The organism is Streptomyces panaciradicis (assembly GCF_023516615.1).
Lineage (GTDB): Bacteria > Actinomycetota > Actinomycetes > Streptomycetales > Streptomycetaceae > Streptomyces > Streptomyces panaciradicis.
Genome location: NZ_JAMGBF010000082.1, coordinates 24974 through 49585, shown reverse-complemented (window position 1 = coordinate 49585; position 24612 = coordinate 24974). Strand labels below are relative to the sequence as shown.

At 70.9% G+C, this 24612-nt stretch carries 23 protein-coding genes; 13 read left to right on the top strand and 10 right to left on the bottom strand.

Annotation, left to right across the window (positions count from 1 at the left end):
- Window positions 1-96 precede the first annotated feature (96 nt).
- The gene (locus M8J74_RS25790; RefSeq protein WP_249838738.1) at window positions 97-675 is read left to right on the top strand and encodes a TetR/AcrR family transcriptional regulator; all 579 of its coding nucleotides are present in this window, start codon (window positions 97-99) and stop codon (window positions 673-675) included.
- Window positions 676-684: 9 nt separating this feature from the next.
- Here M8J74_RS25790 and M8J74_RS25785 read toward each other — a convergent pair whose 3' ends face one another.
- Complete coding sequence (locus M8J74_RS25785; protein WP_249838737.1) at window positions 685-1017, bottom strand: YrdB family protein; 333 nt, start codon at window positions 1015-1017, stop codon at window positions 685-687.
- Between the two features lie 11 nt (window positions 1018-1028).
- Window positions 1029-1418 (bottom strand): RidA family protein, encoded by a 390-nt coding sequence (locus tag M8J74_RS25780; protein WP_249838736.1) that lies wholly within the window; start codon window positions 1416-1418, stop codon window positions 1029-1031.
- Between the two features lie 50 nt (window positions 1419-1468).
- On the opposite strand from M8J74_RS25780, the gene M8J74_RS25775 reads away from it, so the two are divergent.
- Both M8J74_RS25775 and M8J74_RS25770 read left to right on the top strand, forming a co-directional pair.
- Entirely contained in the window at window positions 1469-2413 is a 945-nt protein-coding gene (locus M8J74_RS25775) for a LysR family transcriptional regulator (protein WP_372500266.1), read from the top strand.
- A 95-nt stretch (window positions 2414-2508) separates the two neighbouring features.
- Complete coding sequence (locus tag M8J74_RS25770) at window positions 2509-3750, top strand: pyroglutamyl-peptidase I (RefSeq protein WP_249838734.1); 1242 nt, start codon at window positions 2509-2511, stop codon at window positions 3748-3750.
- Here M8J74_RS25770 and M8J74_RS25765 read toward each other — a convergent pair.
- Entirely contained in the window at window positions 3740-4537 is a 798-nt protein-coding gene (locus tag M8J74_RS25765; protein ID WP_249838733.1) for an EI24 domain-containing protein, read from the bottom strand. The genes M8J74_RS25770 and M8J74_RS25765 overlap by 11 nt on opposite strands.
- A 64-nt stretch (window positions 4538-4601) precedes the next feature.
- Window positions 4602-5465 (bottom strand): hypothetical protein, encoded by an 864-nt coding sequence (locus tag M8J74_RS25760; RefSeq protein ID WP_249838732.1) that lies wholly within the window; start codon window positions 5463-5465, stop codon window positions 4602-4604.
- 216 nt (window positions 5466-5681) lie between these two features.
- On the opposite strand from M8J74_RS25760, the gene M8J74_RS25755 reads away from it, so the two are divergent.
- Entirely contained in the window at window positions 5682-6833 is a 1152-nt protein-coding gene (locus tag M8J74_RS25755) for a serine hydrolase domain-containing protein (protein WP_249838731.1), read from the top strand.
- An 83-nt stretch (window positions 6834-6916) separates the two neighbouring features.
- On the opposite strand, the gene M8J74_RS25750 is transcribed toward M8J74_RS25755, so the two are convergent.
- Complete coding sequence (locus M8J74_RS25750) at window positions 6917-7336, bottom strand: organic hydroperoxide resistance protein (RefSeq protein ID WP_249838730.1); 420 nt, start codon at window positions 7334-7336, stop codon at window positions 6917-6919.
- Between the two features lie 135 nt (window positions 7337-7471).
- The gene (locus M8J74_RS25745) at window positions 7472-8470 is read right to left on the bottom strand and encodes an NADP-dependent oxidoreductase (protein WP_058925514.1); all 999 of its coding nucleotides are present in this window, start codon (window positions 8468-8470) and stop codon (window positions 7472-7474) included.
- An 88-nt stretch (window positions 8471-8558) separates the two neighbouring features.
- On the opposite strand from M8J74_RS25745, the gene M8J74_RS25740 reads away from it, so the two are divergent.
- Window positions 8559-9008 carry a MarR family winged helix-turn-helix transcriptional regulator gene (locus tag M8J74_RS25740; protein WP_249838729.1) on the top strand — a complete coding sequence of 150 codons (450 nt, stop codon included), beginning with the start codon at window positions 8559-8561 and terminating at the stop codon, window positions 9006-9008.
- 138 nt (window positions 9009-9146) lie between these two features.
- Here the strand turns inward: M8J74_RS25740 and M8J74_RS25735 are convergent, their stop codons facing one another.
- The gene (locus M8J74_RS25735; RefSeq protein ID WP_249838728.1) at window positions 9147-9971 is read right to left on the bottom strand and encodes an SCO2400 family protein; all 825 of its coding nucleotides are present in this window, start codon (window positions 9969-9971) and stop codon (window positions 9147-9149) included.
- Between the two features lie 279 nt (window positions 9972-10250).
- On the opposite strand from M8J74_RS25735, the gene M8J74_RS25730 reads away from it, so the two are divergent.
- From M8J74_RS25730 to M8J74_RS25700, 7 genes are all read left to right on the top strand, one after another.
- Window positions 10251-11408: a mandelate racemase/muconate lactonizing enzyme family protein gene (locus M8J74_RS25730; RefSeq protein WP_058925511.1), complete on the top strand. Its 1158-nt coding sequence runs from the start codon at window positions 10251-10253 to the stop codon at window positions 11406-11408.
- The gene (locus M8J74_RS25725; RefSeq protein ID WP_249838727.1) at window positions 11405-12409 is read left to right on the top strand and encodes a zinc-dependent alcohol dehydrogenase; all 1005 of its coding nucleotides are present in this window, start codon (window positions 11405-11407) and stop codon (window positions 12407-12409) included. Before M8J74_RS25730 ends, M8J74_RS25725 begins: the two co-directional genes overlap by 4 nt.
- A gap of 112 nt (window positions 12410-12521) precedes the next feature.
- Window positions 12522-13493 carry a hypothetical protein gene (locus M8J74_RS25720; RefSeq protein WP_249838726.1) on the top strand — a complete coding sequence of 324 codons (972 nt, stop codon included), beginning with the start codon at window positions 12522-12524 and terminating at the stop codon, window positions 13491-13493.
- 38 nt (window positions 13494-13531) lie between these two features.
- Window positions 13532-14641, top strand: coding sequence for a multiple monosaccharide ABC transporter substrate-binding protein (chvE, locus tag M8J74_RS25715; protein WP_249838725.1), 1110 nt, complete (start codon window positions 13532-13534; stop codon window positions 14639-14641).
- Between the two features lie 32 nt (window positions 14642-14673).
- A complete protein-coding gene (gene mmsA, locus M8J74_RS25710) occupies window positions 14674-16224 on the top strand; it encodes a multiple monosaccharide ABC transporter ATP-binding protein (RefSeq protein ID WP_058925507.1) in 1551 nt (516 codons plus the stop codon).
- Entirely contained in the window at window positions 16221-17465 is a 1245-nt protein-coding gene (gene mmsB, locus M8J74_RS25705) for a multiple monosaccharide ABC transporter permease (protein WP_249838724.1), read from the top strand. Before mmsA ends, mmsB begins: the two co-directional genes overlap by 4 nt.
- Window positions 17466-17519: 54 nt before the next feature.
- Window positions 17520-18674, top strand: a complete 1155-nt coding sequence (locus M8J74_RS25700) for an aldose epimerase family protein (RefSeq protein ID WP_249838723.1) — start codon at window positions 17520-17522, stop codon at window positions 18672-18674.
- A 68-nt stretch (window positions 18675-18742) separates the two neighbouring features.
- Here M8J74_RS25700 and araD read toward each other — a convergent pair whose 3' ends face one another.
- The 3 genes from araD to araB are packed head-to-tail and all read right to left on the bottom strand — an operon-like array spanning window position 18743 to window position 22645.
- The gene (araD, locus tag M8J74_RS25695) at window positions 18743-19447 is read right to left on the bottom strand and encodes an L-ribulose-5-phosphate 4-epimerase AraD (protein WP_249838722.1); all 705 of its coding nucleotides are present in this window, start codon (window positions 19445-19447) and stop codon (window positions 18743-18745) included.
- Complete coding sequence (gene araA / locus M8J74_RS25690) at window positions 19444-20964, bottom strand: L-arabinose isomerase (RefSeq protein WP_249838721.1); 1521 nt, start codon at window positions 20962-20964, stop codon at window positions 19444-19446. The genes araD and araA overlap by 4 nt, the downstream gene beginning before the upstream one ends.
- A gap of 28 nt (window positions 20965-20992) precedes the next feature.
- Complete coding sequence (araB, locus tag M8J74_RS25685; RefSeq protein ID WP_249838720.1) at window positions 20993-22645, bottom strand: ribulokinase; 1653 nt, start codon at window positions 22643-22645, stop codon at window positions 20993-20995.
- Between the two features lie 316 nt (window positions 22646-22961).
- Here araB and M8J74_RS25680 point away from each other — a divergent pair, with 316 nt between their 5' ends.
- Entirely contained in the window at window positions 22962-24605 is a 1644-nt protein-coding gene (locus M8J74_RS25680) for a pyridoxal phosphate-dependent aminotransferase (protein WP_249838719.1), read from the top strand.
- The last annotated feature ends 7 nt before the right edge of the window (window positions 24606-24612 follow it).

Below are 24612 nucleotides of genomic sequence, written 5' to 3'. Positions count from 1 at the left end.
TCCTCGTCACGTCCTGTCGTCTCGGGCCCCATCGTGCACCCGTCGCCTGTAACACGGTAGGTTTCGTTATCGTGCCGTGACAATGGCCGTACGGCGATGTCGTACGGTGACGCCATGAACGCCAGGGTCAGGAGCGAGGAACGGCGCGCGGAGATCGTCCGGGCGGCGCTGGAGGTGATCGCCGAGCGCGGTTACCGGGGGGCGAGTCTGGCGGCGGTGGCGGAGAAGGTGGGGCTCACCCAGCAGGGGCTGCTGCACCACTTCCCGACCAAGGAGGCGCTGCTGGTGGCGGTGCTTCAGGAGCGGGACCAGTGGGACGCGGTGCCGGCCACGCGGTGGCGGGTCGATCTGCTGGCCTCGCTCGTCGAGTACAACGCCATGCGGCCCGGCATCATCCAGACCTTCTCGGCGCTGCTGGGCGAGAGCGTGACGGAGGGGCATCCCGCGCGCGGGTACTTCACGCAGCGGTACCGGCAGGTGCGCGAGAGCATGGCGACGGTCCTGCGCGCCGAGTACGGCGACCGGCTGCCGAACGGGCTGACGCCGGAACGGACGGCGCCGCTGCTGGTCGCGGTGATGGACGGGCTGCAGTACCAGTGGCTGCTGGACCCGGAGTCGGTGGACATGCCGGGGGCGTTCCGGGACTTCCTCACGCTGCTGGGCGAGGACGTCTGAACGGACCCGCTACTGGCGCCAGAGGTGGGCGAGGGTCTTGCTCACGACGCACACGACGGCGAAGGCGATCGCCCAGAGATGCGCCCCGGCCGCGTACCAGAACACCGCGCCGGAGCCGAACCACAGCGTCTCGAAGGCGACCCGGGCGGCGCCGTGGACCTTGAACCTGGCGCGCGGGGAGCCGAACAGGCCCCACAGCGCGGCGAGGACGACCGCCCCGGCGAGGCCCAGCAGCGGGCCCCAGCCGGAGGCGCTCTGCCAGGCCCAGTACCAGACGCCCGCGAGGACGCCCAGCTCCAGCAGGAATATGACACCCAGGTTCGCGGCCTTCGCTGTCTTCACGCGCGGCAGTATCACCTGCCGGGTGGCACCGCCGCCACGATTTCGATCTCGACGAGGGCCTCGGGGCGGAACAGCCGGGACACCTCGAACGTCATGCTCGTGGGCGGGGTGCCGGTGAGGAACTCGCGGCGCACGGAGCCGTATTCCTCCAGTGCGGTGATGTCCGTCAGGTAGGTCCGGATGTTGATGACGTCCGCGAGGGTGGCGCCGTGGGCCTTCAGCAGGGCGGCGATCGTCTCGAAGGCCCCGCGCGTCTGCTCGGCGAGCGTCGCGCCCTCGGCGATCTGGCCGGAGAGGTACAACAGGGCGCCGCCGTCGGCGTGTTCGACCCGGGCGACCTGGGAGTAGTAGGGGCTCAGCGGCTGGGGCGCCGAGGCCGGGCTGTCCAGGGTGATCTGCATGCCGATGACGCTACGAAAGGGCCGCGGGATGCGACAAGCGAATGTCTAGCATGGCTGCCATGCCGTACACGCATCGCGAGCCGGAGCTGTCCACCGTGTGGCTGCGGGCGTTCCTGGAGGTGGCCCGGCACGGGTCGTTCACGGGGGCCGCGCGGGCGCTGGGGTGGACGCAGTCCGCGGTGTCCCGGCAGATCGCCTCGCTGGAGCAGGCCCTCGGCGGGGCGCCGCTGTTCGACCGGCTGCCGCGCGGGGTGCGGCCGACCGAGGCCGGGCGGGTCCTCGTGCCGTACGCGGAGAGTGTCGCCGAGGCGCTGCGCGGTGCCGCCCTCGACCTCGCGGCGCTACGGGAAGTGGCGGGCGGGCGGCTGCGGTTCGGGGCGTTCCCGTCGGCCGACGCGGCGCTGGTGCCGCACGCCCTGGCCGCGTTCCGCACCCGTCACCCGGCGGTCCGGGTCACCCGCGAGGAGGGCCTGACGCCCCGCCTGCTGGACCGCCTGGCCGCGGGCCACCTGGACCTGGCGGTGGTCTCGACGACGGGCGGCACCCCGCCGGCGTCGTACGAACTGCGCCATCTCCTCGACGAGTTCCTGTACGTCGCGGTCCCCGCCGGGCATCCCCTGGCCGGTCACCAGGGCCCCGTGCCGCTGGGGCGGTTCGCCGACGAGGACTGGATCTCCGGCGGTCCCCGCCCCGAGGGCACCCTTCTGGACGCGGCTCTGCGGGAGGGCTTCAGCCCTCGGGTGGCGCACGTGGTCGCCGAGTGGACGGCCAAGCAGGGGTACGTCGCCGCGGGCCTGGGCGTAGCCCTGGTCCCGGCGCTCGCGGCCGGGTCCGTCCGCCCGGACGTCACGCTGCTGCGGGTCCTCGACGAGGGCGGCCCGGCCAGGGCGGTGTACGCGGCGACCCTCCGGGGGCGGACGCCCGCACCGGCGGTGGAGGCGTTCGTCGGGGTACTGCGGGAGGCCGCGGCCCGGGTCCGCCCCGCCGCCTCCTGAACCACACCCCATGGCGTGGACCACTTCCGTCACGCGATACTGCGGCCGTCCGCACCACGCTCCCCCACGACGGCGACGGAAGGACCTGAACCCCCTTGAGATCCATACGTGTTCGGATGGTTTTCCTCGGACTGGCACTGACCGCGGGACTCGCCTCCCCCACCACGGCGACGGCCGCCGGGACCGCGCCCTCCCCCACCGTCGAGGAGCAGCGGCTCGACAAGGCCGTGCCGCGGGAGATCCTCCGCAGGTCGGGATTCGACGACGTGGCGCCGCGGCTGGCCCATGAACTGGGCGCGGCCGGCTCCTACGCGGAGGCCCGGCGGATCGTGGTCCGTGCGGGCTGCGCGCTGTGGCGGCGGGCCGTCGACCGGGTGCAGGGGCGGGGGCCGGCCGGCGGGGACCTCAGCCGGGACGACGACCGGCCGCTGTACTGGGCGCGGCTGGGCATGACCCGCGAAGTGCGGACCTGGGAGCCGGAGTTCGGGCTGAGCGACCGGCAGCGGGCGCAGCTGCTCGACGTGCTGGAGCGGACCTCGCGCGGGCAGACGCAGGTCCGCTACCCGGACGGCAGGGGCCTGAAGCGGATCCTCGTCACCGGGTTCGACCCGTTCACGCTGGACCGGGACATCCGGATCTCCAATCCCTCCGGTGCCACCGCGCTCGCGCTCGACGGCACGGTGATCCGGACGGCGGACGGTCCGGCACGGGTGGAGACGGTCGTCTTCCCGGTGCGCTGGCAGGACTTCACCGAGGGCACGGTGGAGCGGACGCTGCGGCCGTACCTGAGGAAGGTGGATCTGTTCACCACCGTCAGCCAGGGACGGGTCGGGCGGTTCGACGTGGAGCGCACCAACGGCGCCTGGCGGGGCGGTTTCCCGGACAACGACAACGTCGGGCGCACCGAGACCGTCCCGGTGAGCGACCCCGCCGCGCAGCCGCAGTGGACGACGACGACCCTGCCGTACCAGGCGATCGTGGCCGCCGACACCGGACGGTTCCCGGTGTACGACCACACCGAGGTGACCGAGATCCCGGCGGGCGGCACGACGGAGGTGGTGCGGCCGGACGGGCCGACGCCGGGGTCGACGGCCCGGGCGGGCGGCGGCGGGAACTACCTCTCCAACGAGATCGCCTACCGGGCGACGCTGTTGCGCGACCGGCTGGGGCTGCACGACACGCTGCCCGGCGGCCATGTGCACACGCCGGTGCTGCAGTTCGGCGGCGGGAACACGACCGAGATCACGGACGCCGAGTTCGTGCGCAACCGGCTGGACATCGTGGCGCAGGTCCGGGCGATCATCACGGTGGCCGCCGACGCGACGTTCAGGAAGTGACGGCCTGCTCCTCCGGCTCGTCCTTCGGTCCGTCCCCGGCGTTCTCCTCGCCCAGCAGGTCGCGGGCCATGAGGGTGGCGCCCGCCACCGCGCCCGGCATCAGGAAGACGGCCACGAACGGCACCAGGAACGCCACCGCCAGCGGGGTGCCGAAGCCCCACACCAGGGTCCTGCGGGAGCGCAGGAGGGTGAGACGGGCGCGGAGTTCGACGCCGCGGCGCTGGAGGGCGACGGCGGTCAGTTCCTCGGTGAGGAAGAACCCGGTGACGAAGAAGCCGATCACCGGGACCGCGGTCTGGCCGACGAAGGGCAGGAAGCCGCAGGCGAACAGCAGCACGCCCCACAGGGCGGCGCGGACCAGGATGCGCAGGCTGTCCCGCGCCGAGATCCACAACTCGCGCCAGAGCGGGAGCCCGGACTCGGGCGCGGTGCCGTCCGGCGAGACGTCCCGGTCGACCTTCTCGGAGAGGTTCTCGTAGAAGGGCTGCCCGATCAGGAGGGTCACGGCGGTGAAGGTGAGGACGGCGAGGAGGAGGCCGAGCGCGAAGAGCACCGCGGTCAGGAAGCCGCGGAAGAGGCCCTGCCAGGGGCTGGACCAGTGGTCGGCGAAGGGCGTCGACCAGGCGACCGCGTCCTCGCCCCACAGGGCGAGGGCGACGAGCGCGGCGACGTAGAGGACCAGGGTCATCAGGCCCGGGAGCAGGCCGAAGCCGTAGTGCCTGCCGTGCCGGGCCATCCAGCGCTGGCCCTTGAGGAGGTAGCTGAAGCCGGCGGCAAGATCACGCATGGGGAGGACTTTACCCGGCGGCGGTTGGGGCGTTGCGGGCGGATGCCGGGCCCGGACCCGGGCTTCAGGCCGGTGCGACGGCCACCACGATGCCCCGGTCGCTCGCCGGTGACACGGCCGCGCTCACGCGTACCGCCGTCGCGCGGGCGAGGCCGCCGGCCCGTGCGGCGGCGCGCAGGAGCATCGGCTGCAGCTGTTCCAGCGCCGACACCAGCAGCTCCTCCCCCGCCACCAGCATCGGACGCGCCGCCTTCGTCGTCGCGGCCGCCGCCTCCGTGAGGTCGGCCAGCGGCGGGAGGGCCGCCCGGACCACGCCCGCGCCCGCCGCCGACGCCCGTTCCGCCAGTGCCACTTGGAGCGGCATCAGCGGGGCCAGGGCGTCGGTCAGGGCCTCGGCGATGCGGCTGAGTTCGGGGGACGACTCGCGCAGCACGTCCGCGGCGGCCCGCAGCACCGGCGTCACGGCGAGCAGCGCTCCGGCGGCCGCGCCCGCCGCCGCGGGCAGCAGCGGCGAGGACGCCTCCACCAGGTCGCCGAGGGCGTTCGTGAACTCCTCGACGGCGGGCTCGACCGCGTCCAGGACGGGGAGCAGGCTGTCGCCGAGGGCGGTGAGCAGGGCCCGGACGGGCTCGCTCACCGGGTGGACGGCCAGCGGGGCGCCGCTGGTGCCGAGGCGGGTGAGGGTGTCGACGATGCGGTAGAACGCCTCCTGCGCCTGCGGGGACGCGCTCGCCTCGGCCAGTTCCGCGGTCGTCTCGCGCAGGACGCGCAGCACCTCCGCGCCGGAACCGTCCCGTGGGTCGAAGGTGTTGATCGCGATCCTGGTGAGGTTGCCGGCCGTGTCCAGGAGCTGGCCGGTGATGTCGGTCGTGCTGCGTGCCACGCGCAGCACGTCGTCCCTGCTGGGGAGCGAAGGGATCGTTGCCATGGAGACTCCTCGCCTCATGAGCGCCGCCGACGGTCCGACCCCAGGATGCCCTCCGGACGGCACCCGGTATGCGCGGTCCGGGAGTTCCGTGACCACAACTCCTCATTGGTGCGGTTGAGTCGAACAGGCGCGCCCGGCCGTACCGATCTCAGGAAGCTCTCCGGAAGAGGTACGCGCGTTCGCGGTGGCAGACATCGGTTCAGGTGAGGAGAACGGATGACGCAGGAGATCCACGGCACCGTCGCCGACGGCTTCGAGGCTGTGCGCGAGGAGTTCGCCGCCTTCGTGGCGGGCGAACAGCCGGACTACGAGGGCCAGTTGTGCGCGTACCTGCACGGCCGCAAGGTCGTCGACCTGTGGGCCGGTGACGGTACGGAGCCCGATTCCCTCTACGCCGTGTACTCGTCCTCCAAGGGCGCCGCCCATCTGGTGGCGGCTCTGCTGGTGCAGGACGGCACGCTGGAGCTGGACCGCAAAGTGACCTACTACTGGCCGGAGTTCGCGGCCGAGGGCAAGGGCTCGGTGACCCTGCGCGACCTGATCAGCCATCGTGCGGGGGTGGTGGGCACGGACGGCGGGTTCACGCCCGCGGAACTGGCCGACGACCGCGCGATGGCCGAACGGCTCGCGGACCAGAAGCCGTTCTGGCGTCCGGGCACGGCCTTCGGCTACCACGCGCTGGTGATCGGCGCGCTGACGGGCGAGGTCGTACGCCGGGCCACGGGCCGCACGCTCCAGGACGTCTACGAGGAGCGGATCCGCGCCCCGTACGCCCTGGACTTCCATCTGGGCCTGCCCGCCGCCCTCGAACCCCGGTTCCGGCCGGCGCAGCCGATGATGCCGACCCCCGTGCAGCAGGCGGTGCTGGACGAGGCGCCGACGGGACCGCACACCCTCGCCTCCATCGCCATGAACGCGCACGCGCCGGACGCGGGCACGCTCGTCGACTACGCCAACTCCCGTGCCGTGCGCGCCAGGGGGCCGGCCTCCGCGGGCGGGGTGGCGGCGGCGCGCGGGCTGGCCGGGATGTACGCGGCGGCGATCAGCGAGATGGACGGGAAGGCGCCGCTGCTGAAGCCGGACACGATCGCCGAGGTCGGCCAGATCCACTCGGCCGGCTACGACCTGGTGAGCCGCTCCCACAGAGCGTTCGGCCTCGGGTTCCAGGCGACGGCGGACATGTGGCATCCGGTCCTGGGGGCCGGGGCCTTCGGCCACAGCGGGGCGGGCGGCTCGCAGGCCTTCGCCGACCCGCGCAGCGGCCTGGCCTACGGCTACACCCGCCGCCGCCTCGCCTGTCCGGGCGGCGCGGCCCCGGAGAACGACCGCCTGGTCAGGGCGGTCCACACAGCCGCGCTGGCCGGCTGAGCGGGCCCGGCCGGTTCCGCGGCACCGCGAAGGCCGCACCCCACGTCCAGGGGTGCGGCCTCGCTCGTGCTCAACGACCGGTGTCAGACCAGCGTCACGCTGATGTTCCCGCGGGTCGCCTTGGAGTACGGGCAGACCTGGTGGGCCCTGTCGACGAGATCCCTGGCCGTCGCGGCGTCGACGTTCGGGATCCGCGCCGAGATCTCGACGATGATCCCGAAGCCGTCGTCGTTCCTGCCGATGCCCACCTTGGCGGTCACCGTCGAACCGGTGATGTCGGCCTTCGCCTCGCGGGCGACGACACCGAGGGCGCCCTGGAAGCAGGCGCTGTAGCCGGCCGCGAAGAGCTGCTCGGGGTTGGTGCCCGCGCCGTTGCCGCCCATCTCCTTGGGCGGGTTGACGACCACGTCGAGTCTGCCGTCGTCGGTGGCGACCCGGCCGTCGCGGCCGTTCTCGGCGGTGGCGACGGCGGTGTACAGGACGTCGGACTGCTGAATGGGCATGCGGTTGTCTTCCTCCTCGGTCCGCCGCGACTCGCGCCCACGATCGACGACGGAATTCGGAAAGAAGTTACCGCATGCCGGAAACAACGAGGAAGGCCTACAGGAAGACCCAACGGGAAGACCAAACAGGAAGACCTACAGCTTGACGATCATCTTGCCGGTGTTCTCGCCCCGCAGGACCCCGAGGAACGCCTCCAGGTTGTTCTCGATGCCCTCGACCACGGTCTCGCGGTACTTCAGCGCACCCGAGGCGACCCACGGGCCGACCTCCTGGACGAACTGCGGCTGCAGGTCGTAGTGGTCGCCGACCAGCACGCCCTCGACCCGGAGCCGGTTCTGCAGGATCTTGACCATGTTGCGCGGGCCGGGCGTCGGCTCGGTGGAGTTGTACTGCGAGATCATGCCGCAGATCACGGCGCGGCCCTTGAGGTTGAGCGCACCGATGGCGGCCTCCAGGTGCTCGCCGCCGACGTTGTCGAAGTAGACGTCGATGCCGTCCGGGGCGGCCTCCTTGAGCTGCTCCCAGACCGGGCCGTTCTTGTAGTTGAACGCGGCGTCGAAACCGTACTCCTCGACGAGCAGCTTGACCTTCTCGTCGGAGCCGGCCGAGCCGATGACCCGGGAGGCGCCCTTCAGCTTCGCGATCTGGCCGACCTGGCTGCCGACGGCACCCGCGGCGCCGGAGACGAACACCGCGTCGCCCTCCTTGAAGGCGCCGACCCGCAGCAGGCCCGCGTACGCCGTCAGGCCCGTCATGCCGAGCACGCCCAGGTAGGTGCTGAGCGGGGCCGCGTCCGGGTCCACCTTGACGGCGCTCTTGGCGTCCACGACGGCGTACTCGCGCCAGCCGAGGAAGTGCAGGACGTGGTCGCCCACGGCGATGCCCTCGGCGTTGGACGCGATGACCTCGCCGACCGCGCCGCCCTGCATGACCTTGCCGAGCTCGTAGGGGGCAACGTACGACTTGGCGTCGCTCATACGGCCACGCATGTACGGGTCCACCGAGAGGTACTCGTTACGGACCAGCACCTGGCCCTCGCCCGGCGTGCCGGCCTCCGCCTCGACCAGGGCGAAGTCCTCGGGCTTGGGCCAGCCGACGGGGCGGGAGAGGAGGTGCCACTCGCGGTTGATCATGACGGAGCCTTTCGCATTTACTTCAGTTACTGAAACAACCATGCCTCTGAATATTTCAGGTTGTCAAGCAATGGGGTAGGCTGGAGCCATGGCCACTCCGCAGCAGACCCACCGTCCCGACGCGCTGACCCTCGAGGTCGTCGGGCTGATCGGTGACGTCGTGGCGCGTTACCACGCGGACTTCGACGAGGCGGCGACGCGGCACACGCTGACCGGGGCGCAGGCCCGGCTGCTCAGCCTGCTGTCGCTGGAGCCGCTGCCGATGCGGAAGCTGGCCCAGAAGCTGAAGTGCGAGCCGTCGAACGTCACGGGGATCGTGGACCGGCTGGAGTCGCGGGGGCTGGTCGAGCGGCGGCCCGACCCGGCCGACCGGCGGGTGAAGCTGGCGGCCGCGACGGAGGAGGGGCTCCGGGTCGCCCGGGAGCTGCGGGACGGGCTGCGCTTCGCGCGCGAGCCGCTCGCGGGGCTGTCGGAGGCGGAGCGGCTGTCTTTGCGGGATTTGCTTCAGCGGATGCTGGGGGCTTCGCCGGGGGCGTGATGTCCGGATGCCCGGGGTGGCGCCGGCGGGGCGTGTCCGGGCGTGCCGTACCGGGGGCTGCCGCTTCGGCCCTGGACGGGCCTCGTCCTCAAACGCCGGACGGGCTGGGACTTGCCGGCCGACCTCGAGTACGAGCCCTCAGCTGCACCACCACAGGAACCGCGTGCACGTCTTCGTGGGGGACGGGGTCGGGCTCGGGGCCGCGGTCGTCGGGGCCGACGTCGAGGGTGCGGTGGTCGCCGGGGGCGCCGCCGTGGGGGCCGTCGTCGTGGTTCCCGAGCCGGTGCGGGTCGGGGTGGACGAGGCCGATGCGCCGGCCTCGTCCTTCTTCTTGTCCTTGGGCGGCTTCGAGGCCGTCGAGGACGGGGACGCTCCCTCGGTCGGGGTGCCCGTGGTCCCCGCGCCCGTGGGGTCGTCGGCCGACTTGGCCTTGCCGCCCGCCTCCGCGGACGCACCGCCCTCGGCCGTGTCGCCCCCGGCGGTGACCGGGGTCGGCGAGGAGAAGGGAGCGTCCATGCCGAGCTCGGCGAGGCTGAGGCCGCCCGCCGCGAGCACGGCCGCCGTGGTGATCAGCAGCACCCGGCGCCGGCGTCTGCGGTGCGCGGCGGCTTTGCGATCGCGGCGACTGGCCGCGCCCTCGGGGCCCGCGGGACCCTCGCCGCTCCCGCCGGACCGCCCGCGTCCGCGCCCACGGCCCTGCGCCCGGCGCGCCGCCCGGCCGGCCGGGTACCCGTCCTCCGGGGCGTCCTCGGCGTCATGGGAGCCCTCGTCGTCGTAGGGGGCGTCCTCGTAGGACCCCTCGTCGCCGTGGCCGTCGTACACCACGCGGTGCTCGCCCCCGTACGGGGGCAGGCCCGGGTCGTGCGCGGGTGTCTGCGCGCGGAGCTCTTCGAGGGTGGTGCCGCACCCAGGGCAGGCGAGCGCGCCGTTGAGGTGCCGTCGGCACGGGTCGCAGTAGTCCATGACGCGGGAAGACTAAGTTCCTGACAGGTCACGTTCCTAGGCACAGCTGTGAAAGTTGTGTGGTGAACGATCTGTCCCGGCGCGGCGAGTTGAGGACATCTGCGAAACGGCGACCGAAAAGCGTGCCGAAAGCAGTGTCGAAACCGTTATGCGTTCGACCCATTGACACTCCCGCCGCCCCGTCCTTACTGTCACGCCAGCATTTCGAACGTGTGACGAAATCTCGAACACACGGAATGGGCCGAACGCAAGCAGACGACGCAGCAAGGGGCAACTGCCGTGCGCATCACCGGAATCAGCACACACGTGGTCGGGACGCCGTGGCGCAACCTGACATACGTCCAGGTGCACACCGACGAGGGGATCACGGGAGTCGGCGAGACCCGGATGCTGGGCCACACCGACGCGCTGATCGGCTACCTGCGGGAGGCCGAGGCCAATCACATTCTGGGCTCCGACCCGTTCGCCGTGGAAGACCTCGTACGCCGGATGAAGTACGGCGACTACGGCCGTGCGGGTGAGATCGTGATGTCCGGCATCGCCGTCGTCGAGATGGCCTGCTGGGACATCAAGGGCAAGGCCCTCGGGGTGCCCGTCTGGCAGCTGCTGGGCGGGAAGGTCACGGACAAGGTCAAGGCCTACGCCAACGGCTGGTACACCACGGAGCGCACCCCGGAGGCGTACCACAAGGCCGCCCAGGGGGTCATGGAGCGCGGGTACAGGGCGCTGAAGATCGACCCCTTCGGCACCGGGCACTTCGAGCTCGACCACGAGCAGAGCCTGTACGCCGTCTCCCTCATCGAGGCCGTGCGCGACGCCATCGGGCCGGACGCCGAGCTGATGCTGGAGATGCACGGGCGGTTCTCGCCGGCGACCGCGGTGCGGCTGGCCAAGGAGCTCGCCCCCTTCAAGCCCGCCTGGCTGGAGGAGCCCTGCCCGCCGGAGAACCTCAAGGCGCTGGAGAAGGTCGCCGCCAAGGTCGACATCCCGGTCGCGACCGGTGAGCGGATCCACGACCGCATCGAGTTCCGTGAGCTGTTCGAGAGCCAGGCCGTGGACATCATCCAGCCGGACGTCGGCCACATCGGCGGCATCTGGGAGACGCGGAAGCTGGCCGCCACCGCCGAGACCCACTACATGCTCGTCGCCCCGCACAACGTGGGCGGGTCGGTGCTGACCGCCGCCTCCCTCCAGGTCGGCTTCACCTCCCCCAACTTCAAGATCCTGGAGCACTTCAACGACTTCGCGGACGCGGAGATCAAGAAGGTGGTCAAGGGGGCGCCCGAGGTCGTGGACGGCTACTTCCACCTCTCGGACGCGCCGGGTCTCGGCGTCGAGCTCGACGTGGACGCGGCCGCGGAGTTCCCGCAGCAGCAGGCCCGCTTCGACCTGTGGGCCGAGGGCTGGGAGCAGCGCAAGCCCAAGGGCAGCAAGTGAGCACCCAGGTCGTCATCGAGGCGCCGGGCGAGCACCGGCTGACCTCGCACGACCCGCGGCAGCCGGGGCCCGGCGAGGCGCTGGTGGCCGTCCACGCGGTCGGCATCTGCGGCAGCGACCGGGAGGTGTACCAGGGCAACCGGCCCGAGGGGTACGTCCGTTACCCGCTCACGCCCGGCCACGAGTGGTCGGGGACCGTGGAGGCGGTCGGCGCCGGGATCCCGGAGACGCTGGTCGGCCGCAAGGTCGTCGGCGAGGGCTTCCGCAACTGCCAGGTGTGCGACCGCTGCCACGCGGGCGAGACCACGCTGTGCACCAGCGGGTACGAGGAGACCGGGTTCACCCAGCCGGGTGCGATGGCCACCACGCTCACCCTGCCGGCGCGGCTGCTGCACGTCCTGCCGGACGACGCCGACCTCACGGCCGCCGCGCTGCTGGAGCCGGCCGCCTGCATCGCGGCCGCCGCGATCAAGGCGAACGCGCTGCCGGGCGAGCGGGTCGCCGTCGTCGGCACCGGGACGCTGGGCATGTTCGCCGTTCAGTTCCTGAAGGCGGGTTCGCCGGCCGAGCTGCTCGTGGTCGGGACCCGACCCGACCGCGCGGAGCTTTCGAAAGCTTTCGGCGCCACCGACTTCCGGACCAGGGACCAGGAGCTCCCCGACGACTTCGACGTCGTCATCGAGACCGCCGGGTCCGCGTCGGCCGCGTGCACGGCCGCCTCGCTGCTGCGGCGCGGCGGACGTCTGGTGCTGACCGGCATTCCCGCGCCGGGCGCCGATGGGCTGGACCCAACGGCCCTAGTGGTACGGCAGTTGGAGGTGTCGACTGTCTTCGGCGCGCCGCCGGACGCCTGGGCCCACACGGTCCGGGTGTTCGGCGCCGGGCTGCTCGATCCCCTGCCCCTGGTCACGCACGAGCTGCCGCTCGATCAGTTCGCGGAGGCCATCGAGCTGGTCGGGTCCGGCGATCCGAAGGTGGGCAAGGTGCTGCTTCGCCCCTAGACCGTGTGCCGGTACGGGGGCGACCTGGCGGCCTCCGTACCGGCGCACACCCAAGCCCCCCATGACTTGAGCCGCGAACCTCGTCCGAAATATCGAACACGAAGGACAGCTTGTGACGACCGACGCTTCCGCCACGGCGGCCCGCCGACCCGGTGAGCAGGTGCTCTCGGCCCTCGGCATGGGCGCGCCCGCCCCCGACCCCGCCGACGCCTCCCCGCACACCTTCCCCGGCGGCGGCAAGTGGCGCACCGAGATCCCCTCGTGCGAGGGCCCCGAAGCGCTGGCCGTCGTCCTGAAGGAGTCCTCGCGCCTGGACGTGCCGATCCACCGGATCAGCCAGGGCAGCGGGGTGTGGATGCTGAGCGACGCCGAGATCACCGAGATGGTCGAGGCGACCGGCGAGCGCGACATCGAACTGTGCCTGTTCACCGGGCCGCGCGGCACCTGGGACATCGGCGGCTCCGTACGGTCCGACTCGCGGGGGGCCGGACTGCGCGCACGCGGCCACGACGCCGTCGCCGGCTGTGTCGAGGACGCCGTCCGCGCCACGGAGTTGGGCGTCAAGTGCCTCCTCGTCGCCGACGAGGGCGTGCTGTGGACGCTGCACCGGGCCCGCGAGGCCGGCATCATCCCGGCCAACACCACCCTGAAGGTCTCGGCGCTGATCGGTCCCGTCAACCCCGCCTCGTACGCGGTGTACGAGCGGCTCGGCGCCGACTCCCTCAACGTGCCCAGCGACCTGACGCTGGATCACCTCACCGAGATCCGGCGGGTCTCCGCCGCTCCCATGGACATGTACATCGAGGCCCCCGACGACCTCGGCGGCTACATCCGGATGTACGAGGTCGCCGAGCTGATCCGGCGTGGCGCACCGCTCTACCTGAAGTTCGGTCTGTCCAAGGCTCCCGGCATCTACCCGTGGGGCACCCACCTGCGGGACGTGACCCTGGACACCGCCCGGGAGCGGGTGCGGCGCGGCCGTCTCGCTCTCGACCTGCTCGCCCGGCACGGTGCGGACGGCGACATGGCGCCGCTCGGCTCCCGGCTGCCCGGACCGCTCAACCGCTTCCCCACCGAAGCCTGACCCCTCTCAACGACGAGAAACCCAAGGATGGATGACCCATGCGCAACCGCAGAGCAGCCCTCACCGCGATAGCCGGAGCCGCGTCCCTCGCCCTCACCCTGTCCGCCTGCGGGCAGAGCAGTTCCGGCGGCAGCAAGGAGAAGGCCGACAGCTCCAAGGGCGGCACGATCGGCATCGCGATGCCGACCAAGTCCTCCGAGCGCTGGATCGCCGACGGCAAGAACGTCGTCAAGAACCTTGAGTCCAAGGGCTACAAGACCAAGCTGGTCTACGGCGAGGACGACCCGGACACCCAGGTCTCGCAGATCGAGAACCTGATCACGCAGGGCGTCAAGGGCCTGATCATCGCGGCCATCGACAACAAGTCCCTGAACAACGTGCTTCAGGAGGCCGCCTCCGCCCACATCCCGGTCATCGCCTACGACCGTCTCATCCTGGGCACCAAGAACGTCGACTACTACGCCTCGTTCGACAACGAGAAGGTCGGCGTGCTGCAGGGCACGTACATCGTGCAGAAGCTCGGCCTGGACAAGGGCAAGAAGGGCCCGTTCAACATCGAGCTGTTCGCCGGTTCGAACGACGACAACAACACCAAGTACTTCTTCAACGGTGCGATGAGCGTGCTCCAGCCGTACATCGACAAGAAGGAGCTGGTGGTCAAGTCCAAGCAGACCGCGCTCAACCAGGTCACCACCCTGCGCTGGGACGGCGCCACCGCCCAGAAGCGCATGGAGGACATCCTCACCTCCACGTACTCCAGCGCCAAGGTCGACGCGGTCCTCTCGCCGTACGACGGCATCTCCATCGGCATCCTCGCCGCGCTGAAGTCGGACGGCTACGGCACCGCCAAGCAGAAGCTGCCGGTCATCACCGGCCAGGACGCCGAGCTCGCCTCGGTGAAGTCGATCATCGCGGGCCAGCAGACGCAGACCGTCTACAAGGACACCCGCAAGCTCGCCGAGGTCGCCGCGACCATGGTCGACGACGTCCTGAACAAGAAGACGCCGCAGGTCAACGACACGAAGACCTACAACAACGGCAGCAAGGTTGTCCCCGCCTACCTGCTGCAGCCGGTGAGCGTCGACAAGACCAACTACGAGGACGTCCTGGTCAAGGGCGGCTACTACACCGACGCCGAACTCAAGTAACCGCCGCCCCCTACTGATTGGAAGGCACGACCATGGCGGGACCCGTCCTGGAAATGCGCTCTATCGTCAAGACCTTTCCCGGTGTCAAGGCGCTGTCGGACGTCACACTGACAGTCCGCCAGGGCGAGGTCCACGCCATCTGCGGAGAGAACGGCGCCGGCAAGTCCACCCTGATGAAGGTGCTCTCCGGTGTCCATCCGCACGGCACCTACGAGGGCGAGATCCTCTTCGAGGGAGAGGTCTGCGAGTTCAAGGACATCCGGGCCAGTGAGGATCACGGCATCGTGATCATCCACCAGGAGCTGGCCCTGGTGCCCTTCCTGTCCATCGCGGAGAACATCTTCCTCGGCAACGAGCACGCCTCGGGCGGGTTCATCGACTGGCGGGAGACGCTCAAGCACGCCAGCGAACTGCTGCGCCGGGTGGGTCTCAGCGACCACCCGGAGACCCGCGTCGCCGACATCGGCGTGGGCAAGCAGCAGCTGGTGGAGATCGCCAAGGCGCTGTCGAAGAAGGTGAAGCTGCTCATCCTGGACGAGCCGACCGCTGCCCTGAACGACGAGGACAGCGGCAAACTCCTGGATCTGATCCTGGAGTTGAAGAACCAGGGCATCACCTCGATCATCATCTCCCACAAGCTGAACGAGATCCGCCGGGTGGCGGACTCGGTGACGATCCTGCGCGACGGGCGGACCATCGAGACGCTCGACGTGAAGGCCGCGGAGACGACCGAGGACCGGATCATCTCCGGCATGGTCGGCCGCGACCTCGACCACCGCTTCCCCGACCGCACTGCGTACGAGGGCGAGCGGGACGCGGCACCCGCGCTGGAGATCCGCAACTGGACGGTGCACCACCCCATCGACCAGGCCCGCAAGGTCGTCGACGACGTGTCGATCAACGTCCGGCGCGGGGAGATCGTGGGCATCGCGGGCCTGATGGGCGCCGGCCGCACCGAGCTCGCGATGAGCGTGTTCGGGCGCACCTACGGCCGGCACGCGGGCGGCACGGTCCTCAAGGACGGCAAGGAGATCCGTACCAAGACCGTCTCGGAGGCGGTCGGGCACGGCATCGCGTACGTCACCGAGGACCGCAAGCACTACGGGCTCAACCTCATCGACACCGTCAACCGGAACATCTCGCTGAGCGCGCTGGCCAAGGTCGCCAAGCGGGGTGTGGTCGACGAGCACGAGGAGCGGCAGGTCGCCGAGGGCTTCCGCAAGTCCATGAACATCAAGGCGCCGACCGTCTTCGAGCCGGTGGGCAAGCTGTCCGGCGGCAACCAGCAGAAGGTCGTCCTCAGCAAGTGGATCTTCGCGGGTCCGGACGTGCTGATCCTGGACGAGCCCACGCGCGGTATCGACGTGGGCGCCAAGTACGAGATCTACACGGTCATCGACCGGCTGGCGGCCGAGGGCAAGGCGGTCGTCTTCATCTCCTCCGAGCTGCCCGAGCTGCTCGGCATGTGCGACCGCATCTACACGATGGCCGCGGGCCGGCTGACCGGCGAGGTGGAGCGGGCCGAGGCCACGCAGGAAGTGCTGATGCGCCAGATGACGAAGGACAAAGAGGTAACCCGATGAGCACGGACGTCACCGACAAGACGCCGGCGGCGGCACCGCCCGGCGGCGGAAGCCCGTCCGGCGGCCGCAACTTCGTGCAGGTGGTCTTCGGCTTCATAGCCCAGAACCGGCGCCAGTACGGCATGCTGATCGCGCTGCTGCTGATCGTCGTGCTCTTCCAGTTCTGGACCGGCGGGGATCTGCTGCTGCCGCGCAACGTCTCGAACCTGGTCCTGCAGAACAGCTACATCCTGATCCTCGCGATCGGCATGATGCTGGTGATCATCGCCGGGCACATCGACCTGTCGGTCGGCTCGCTCACGGCGTTCATCGGGGCCTTCGCGGCCGTCCTGACGGTCAGTCATCATGTGGCGTGGCCCGTGGCGTTGGTGCTGTGCCTGCTGATGGGCGCGGTCGCGGGCAGCATCCAGGGCTTCCTGATCGCCTACGGCGGCATCCCCTCGTTCATCGTGACGCTCGCCGGCATGCTGCTCTTCCGCGGTCTGACGGAGATCCTGCTGAAGGGCCAGACCCTCGGCCCGTTCCCGAACGGTCTGCAGAAGATCGGCAACGGCTTCCTGCCCGCGGTCGGCCCGAACACCAACTACCACAACATCACGCTGCTGCTCGGCATCGTCCTGGCCGCCTCGGTGGTGTGGCAGGCGGTCCGGGCCCGGCGCAGGCAGCAGGAGTTCTCGCTCGACGTACAGCCCAAGGGCCTGTTCTACGGTCTGCTCGCCGCCCAGGTCGGCGCGATCATCTGGCTGACGCTGACCCTCGCCAGCTACAACGGCGCACCGATCGTGCTGATCATCCTCGGTGTCCTGGTGGTCGGTTACGGCTACGTCATGCGCAACTCCGTCTTCGGCCGCCACATCTACGCGATCGGCGGCAACCTGCCGGCGGCCAAGCTGTCCGGCGTGAAGGACAAGAAGGTCACCTTCTATGTCTTCCTGAACATGGGCGTGCTCGCGGCCCTGGCGGGTCTGGTGGTCGCCTCCCGTCTGAACGCGGCGTCTCCGAAGGCGGGACTGAACTTCGAACTCGAGGCCATCGCCTCGTCGTTCATCGGTGGTGCGTCCATGAGCGGCGGTATCGGTACCGTCATCGGCGCGATCATCGGTGGTCTCGTCCTCGGCGTGCTGAACAACGGCATGAATCTCCTCGGCGTCGGCACCGACTGGCAGCAGGTCATCAAGGGCCTGGCCCTGTTGGCCGCGGTCGGTTTCGATGTCTGGAACAAGCGCAAGTCCGGTTCGTAGTCAGCTCGGGCCCCGTCGCAAGGCGGGGCCCCACCCCTTTACGGGAGCCGCAACATGGAACTGAACAGACGCACGGTCATCGCAGGAGCCGCGGCGGCGGGCATCGCCGCGACCACCCTCGGCACAGGCAGCGCCGAGGCCGCCTCGGGAGGCAGGAAGCCGGTGAAGGAGCTCTTCGGCAAGCTCGCCGACGGCACCAAGGTCTACCGCTGGTCGCTGGAGAACGGCGGCACGCGGCTGAGGGTCCTCAACTGGGGCGGTGTCGTCCAGGGCCTGGAGATCCCGGACCGCAAGGGCCACTACGCCAACGTCTCCCTCGGCTTCGACAACATCGACGACTACGTGGCGAAGACCCCGTACTTCGGCGCGCTGATCGGCCGCTACGGCAACCGCATAGCCAAGGGCCAGTTCACCCTGGACGGCAAGAGCTACCAGCTGTCCGTGAACGACGGCGACAACAGCCTGCACGGCGGCAAGCAGGGCTTCGACAAGCACATCTGGGACGTCGAGCCGTTCACCAAGGGCTCCGACGTCGGCCTCCACCTGCACTACACGTCCGTCGACGGCGAGATGGGCTACCCGGGCACGCTCAGGGCGAAGGTGACGTACACCCTCACCAAGCACGGCGACTGGCGCATCGACTACGAGGCCACCACCGACAAGGCCACCGTCGTCAACCTCACCAGCCACGTCTACTGGAACCTCGGCGGCGAGGGCACCGGCACGATCGAGGACCACGAGCTGTCGATCGCCGCGGGCCGGTACACGCCCACCGACTCGGGTCTGATCCCGACCGGTGAGCTGGCGAAGGTGGCCGGCACGCCCTTCGACTTCCGCAAGACCAAGTCGATCGGCCGGGACATCCGCGCCGGCCACGTCCAGCAGGTGCAGGCCAAGGGCTACGACCACAACTGGGTCCTGGACAAGGGCATCACCGCGAAGCCCGAGCACGTCGCGACCCTGCGCGACCCGCGCTCCGGCCGCACCCTGAAGATCGCCACCGACCAGCCGGGCCTGCAGTTCTACTCCGGCAACTTCCTGGACGGCACGCTCACCGGCACCGGCGGCCACACCTACCGCCAGGGTGACGCGCTGTGCCTGGAGACCCAGCACTTCCCGGACGCGCCGAACCACCCGAACTTCCCGTCGACGGTGCTGCGTCCCGGGCAGACGTACCGGACGAGCACCATCCACACCTTCGGCTGCTGATCCGCGTCCGCTGGTGAGAAGGCGGCCTGTGCTGTGCGCACGGGCCGCCTTCCGCGTTGTCCGGACGGTCAGTTGCCGTAGTAGGCGCCCGGGCCGTGCTTGCGGGTGTAGTGGCGGTCGAGCAGATGGCGCGGCGGCGGTGCCGTGGCGGCCAGCGCCATGGTGTGGATCGCCATGTCGGCGACGGCCTCGCAGATGATCGCGTGCTCCACGGACTTGCGGGCACTCGCGCCCCAGGTGAACGGCCCGTGGTTGGCGACCAGCACGCCGGGGACCTCGACGGCCCGCTCGTCGTCGCCGTCGAGCAGGTCGACGATGATCCGGCCGGTGTTGTACTCGTAGTCCTTCGCGCACTGCTCGGGGGTGAGGTCGGGCGTGCACGGGACGGGCCCGTTGAAGGTGTCCGCGTGCGTGGTGCCGAGGACGGGGATGTCCCGGCGGGCCTGGGCGAAGGCCACCGCGTGGGTGGAGTGGGTGTGGGTGACGCCTCCGACGGAGGGGAACGCCAGGTAGAGGCAGCGGTGGGTCTCGGTGTCGGTGGAGGGGCGCAGCCGGCCGTCGACGACGGCCCCGTCGGACAGCCGTACCGTCACCAGGTCGTCCGCTTTGAGCTCCTCGTACGGCACTCCGGACGGCTTGATGACGAAGACCCCCGCCTCCCGGTCGACCCCGCTGACATTGCCCCAGGTCAGGGTCGCGAGGCCGGCCCGTGGGATGGCGAGGTTGGCCTCCAGGACCTCCTGGCGCAGGGCGTCGCGGACATGGGTGCTCATGGCCGGCTCCGGTGGGCGAGGCGGTAGGAGGCGGAGTTCCAGCGGATCTCCTTGGCCAGCTGGTCCGAGGTGGTGTGCTCGTCGATGGTGAGCAGCTCGACGTCGGCCATGGCGGCGTAGTCGGTGAGGGTCTCCAGGTCCACGGCGGAGCTGAGCACGGTGTGGTGCGGGGCGCCGGCCAGCAGCCAGCTCTCGGCCGACTCGGCCAGCGAGGGACGCGGCACCCACACGGCCCGCGCGACCGGCAGATAGGGCAGCGGTTCACTGGCCATGACGTCGACGGTGTTGGCGGTGAGCCGGAAGCGGTCGCCGAGGTCGCACAGGCCGACGACCACGGCCGGGCCGGGCGCCGCGTCGAAGATCAGCCGGACGGGGTCCTCGCGGCCGCCGATGGACAGCGGGTGGATCTCGAGGCGGGGGCGGCCGGCGGCGACGGACGGGCAGACCTCCAGCATGTGGGCGCCGAGGATGCGCGGGGTGCCGGGACCCAGGTGGTAGGTGTAGTCCTCCATGAAGGTGGTGCCGCCGTGCCGGCCGGCACCCATGACCTTCATGGTGCGCAGCAGCGCGGAGGTCTTCCAGTCGCCCTCGGCGCCGAAGCCGTAGCCGTCGGCCATCAGCCGCTGCACGGCCAGTCCGGGCAGCTGCCGCAGGCCGCCGAGGTCCTCGAAGTTGGTGGTGAACGCGGTGAATCCGCCGTCCAGCAGGAAGGCTCGCAGGGCGAGTTCGACCCGGGCCTCGTACACCAGGGAGTCATGGCGGGGGCCGTCGGGACGCAGGATGGGCACCACGTCGTACGACTCCGCGTACTCGGCGGCGAGTTCGGCGGCCGCCTTGTCCTCGACCTCGTCGACGAGCGCGACCAGGTCGTTGACGGCGTAGGTGTTCACGGAGTAGCCGAAGCGCAGCTCCGCCTCGACCTTGTCGCCCTCGGTGACGGCGACGTCGCGCATGTTGTCGCCGAAGCGGGCCAGGCGCAGGGTGCGGGCGGCCTGCCGGCCGGCCGCGGCGCGGGACCAGGCGGCGACACGGGCGATCACCCGGGGCTCGGTGACGTGCCCCGCGACGATCTTGCGGGGTACGCCGAGCCGGGCCTCGATGTGCGCGAACTCCCGGTCGCCGTGGGCGGCCTGGTTGAGGTTCATGAAGTCCATGTCGATGCTCGACCAGGGCAGCGACAGGTTGAACTGGGTGTGCAGGTGCAGCACGGGCCGGTCCAGGACGCCGAGTCCGCCGATCCACATCTTGGCCGGGGAGAAGGTGTGCATCCACACGATCACGCCCGTGCAGGTGTCGGAGGCGTTGGCCTCCTGGCACAGCCGGCGGATGGACTCGGCGTCGGCGAGGACCGGCTTCCACACGATCCGGGCGCGTATCTTCGGCGACTCGTCGAGGATGCCGGCGATCCGGCGGGACTGGTCGGCGACCTGCTTCAGGGTGTCCTCGCCGTAGAGGCTCTGGCTGCCGGTGAGGAACCAGATCTCCTGAGGCCGGCAGGTCTCGTTCGGTGCGGTCATGACGCTTCCCTTCGGGGAGATCGGTTCGTCAGGAGGCTTCGGTGCGGATGCGGCGCAGACGGTGCATGACGTCGTTGGCGCCGCGGCCGAAGTAGTCGTGCAGGGTGCGGTACTCGGCGTAGAGGCGGTCGTAGACCGCCGCCCGGCCGGGGTCGGGAAGGTGGACGCCGCGGTCGGCCTTGCCCATGGCGTGGGCGGCGGCGGTGATGTCGGCGTAGGCGCCCGCGGCGACGGCGGCGTGCAGGGCCGCGCCGAGCGCCGGTCCCTGGGCGGAGGCGATGACGCTCAGCGGGCGGCGGGTGACGTCGGCGTAGATCTGCATCAGCAGGGCGTTCTTGGTCAGCCCGCCCGCGATGATCAGCTCCTTGACCGGAACGCCCGCCGACTCGAAGGCCTCGACGATGGTGCGGGTGCCGAACGCGGTCGCCTCCAGCAGGGCGCGGTAGACGTCCTCGGGGCGGGTGGCCAGCGTCTGGCCCACGACGACGCCGCTGAGGTCGTGGTCGACCAGCACCGAGCGGTTGCCGCTGTGCCAGTCCAGGGCCACCAGCCCGTGTGCGCCGACCTGCTGCCGGGCGGCGAGCGCGGTCAGGTACGCGTGCGGGTCCTGCCCGGCCTCGGCGGCCCGCTCGGCGTAGGCGGCGGGGAAGCCGGTGCGCACGAACCAGGCGAAGATGTCACCGACCCCGCTCTGCCCCGCCTCGTAGCCCCACAGGCCCGGCAGGATGCCGCCGTCGACGATCCCGCACATCCCCGGCACGGTGCCGTACCGGTCGGAGCTCATGACGTGGCAGGTGGAGGTGCCCATGATGGCGACCATCCGGCCCGGCTCCACCGCCGTCGCCGCCGGGGCGGTGACATGCGCGTCGACGTTGCCGACGCAGACGGCGATGCCCTCCGGCAGCCCCGTCCAGGACGCCGCCTCGGCCGTCAGGCCGCCCGCCCGGTCGCCGAGCCGGCCGATGGGCTGGTCCAGCTTGTCGGCGACGAAGCCCGCGAAGTCCGGGTGCAGGGCGGCCAGATACTCGCGGGAGGGATACCGGCCGTCCTGGTACTGGCCCTTGTACCCGGCGGTGCAGGCGTTGCGGACGTACGTGCCGCACAGCCGCCACACGATCCAGTCCGCCGCCTCCAGCCACCGCTCGGTGCGCCGGTAGACCTCCGGGTCCTCCTCCAGCACCTGCAACGCCTTGGCGAACTCCCACTCCGAGGAGATCCTGCCGCCGTACCGCTCCAGCCACGGCTCCTTGCGCTCAGCGGCCAGCGCGTTGATCCGGTCCGCCTGTCCCTGCGCCGCGTGGTGCTTCCACAGCTTGGGATAGGCGTGCGCGCGGCCGGCGAGGCCGGGCAGTTCGCACAGCGGGGTGCCGTCGGCCAGTGCGGGCAGCACCGTGCAGGCGGTGAAGTCCGTGCCGATCCCGATCACCTGCTCCGGCCGCACCCCCGCCGCCGCCAGCGCCCGGGGTACGGCGGTGCGCAGTACGTCGATCCAGTCGGCCGGCACCTGAAGCGCCCAGTTTGCGGGCAGCGGCGTGCCGTCGGGCAGTTCCCGGTCCAGCACGGCGTGCGTGTAGGGGTGTTCCGCCGACGCCAGTTCCGCGCCGTCGCCGACCCGCACCACCACCGCCCGGCCCGACAGCGTGCCGAAGTCGACCCCCACGACGCAGAGTTCGGGCTTCATCAGTCGGCCACCCTTCCAAGTGTTCGATATTTCGATCGGCGTTCGGAAACGTGACGCGAAGCGACGGCATCACCCCTCCATGGTGTCCGCGGGCGCGACCTGCGGGCATAGGCCGTCAGGTCCCGCGTGAAGGGTCGAACGGGGCCGGTGCGGGCGCCGGTTGGCCAACGCCCGGACGCTTCGCAAGGTTTCGACGGGAGTTGAACACGGCCTCCGCCGCCCCCGTATCTAGGTGCGGCCCGTGCTCCCCCGCGCGGGCCACCCAAAGACGACGGGCCCGATCCTCCCCAGCGGGTCCGCCCCATACGGAGGTTCCATGGCCGACAACGTCACCTCGTTGTTCCGCAGCACCGCGGCCCACAGTCCGTCGATGGCTGCGTTGGCGCGGGAGGGCGGCGACGGTGCCGGTCCGATCGACTTCTGTATCCCCTGCAATCCGTACTTCCCCACCCCGGCCATGTTCGAGGAGATGGCGGCCCGCCTCCGCGACATCCTCACGTACTACCCGAGCGGCGCCGACACGATCACCGCCGAGTTGTGCGACCTGCTGCAGCTGCCGCCGCAGTGCGTGGCCATGGGCAACGGCTCGACCGAGCTGATCACCTGGATCGACCACCTGCTGGTCCGCGAGTCCCTCGCCATCCCCGTCCCCACCTTCGGCCGCTGGACCGACCAGCCGATGGAGACCGGCAAGCGGGTCGACATGTTCCCGCTGCAGGAGTCCAGCGGCTTCGCCCTGGACCTGGCCCAGTACGCCGAGTTCATCCGCAAGCGCGGCACCCGGGTCGCGGTGGTCTGCAACCCGAACAACCCCGACGGCGGCTATCTGCACAAGCAGTCGCTCGTGCAGTTCATGGACGCGATGGCCGACCTGGACCTGGTCGTCGTCGACGAGTCCTTCCTCGAGTTCGCGGACGCCGAGGCCGAGCCGTCGGTCGTGCAGGAGGCGATGATCCGCCCGAACGTGGTCGTGCTGCGCAGCCTCGGCAAGAACTTCGGCCTGCACGGCATACGGTTCGGCTACCTGGTCGCCAACCCCGCCCTGGCGGGCAAGGTCCGCTCGATGCTGCCCAAGTGGAACCTCAACTCCTTCGCCGAGCACGTGGTGTTCATGCTGAAGGAGCACGGCGCGGAGTACGCGCAGAGCCTGCAGCAGGTGCGCCGGGACCGCCTCGACATGGCCGGCCAGCTCTCCGCGCTGCCCGGTCTGACGGTCTACCCCTCCCAGGGCAACTTCCTCTTCGTACGCCTTCCCGTGGGCGCCGAAGGCACCGTCGTCCGGGACCGGATGCTCACCGAGCACCGCATCCTGGTCCGCGAGTGCGGCAACAAGATCGGTTCTTCCAGCCGCTTCCTGCGGCTCGTGGTGCGCCCCCAGACGGACGTGCGTCGCCTGGTGTCCGGCATGGAACAGGTGCTCTACGGGACCAGGAGGGGAGCCGCCGTGCCCGAGCTGGGCGCCGGGACCAGCTACAGCTCGGGTACGGCGGCCGTGGACCGGCTGGTCAGCGAGACCAACGGGGCCGGTCTGCCGCTCGCCGCGCAGGCCTTCGCCGGGGGCGGGGGCGGGGGTGGCGTCGGGATGCCGATGCCGGTGCCCGCGGCGGCTCAGGCGGGGCCGCAGCCGGTGCCGGCTCCCCTGCAGGCGCCGCCTCCCCTGCAGACACCCGCGCCGATGCCTGCGCCTGTGCCTGCGCCTGCTCCCATGCCGATGTCCGCCCCGGCGCCGATGCCGACTCCTGCTCCGATGCCGGCGCCCGCGCCCATGCCTGCGGCGGCACCGATGACGCCGGCCGCCGCCATGCCCGGGCCCACGCCGCCGGGGGTGCCGGCCCGGGGTGGGCTCACGGCCGCGCAGGTGCGGGGGACCACCGGGCCGGGGCTGACCCCGGCTCCCGCCACGGGGTGGCCGAACGCGCAGAGCTGGCCGAACGCGGCGGGGATGGGGCAGGCCGGGTAGTCGCCGT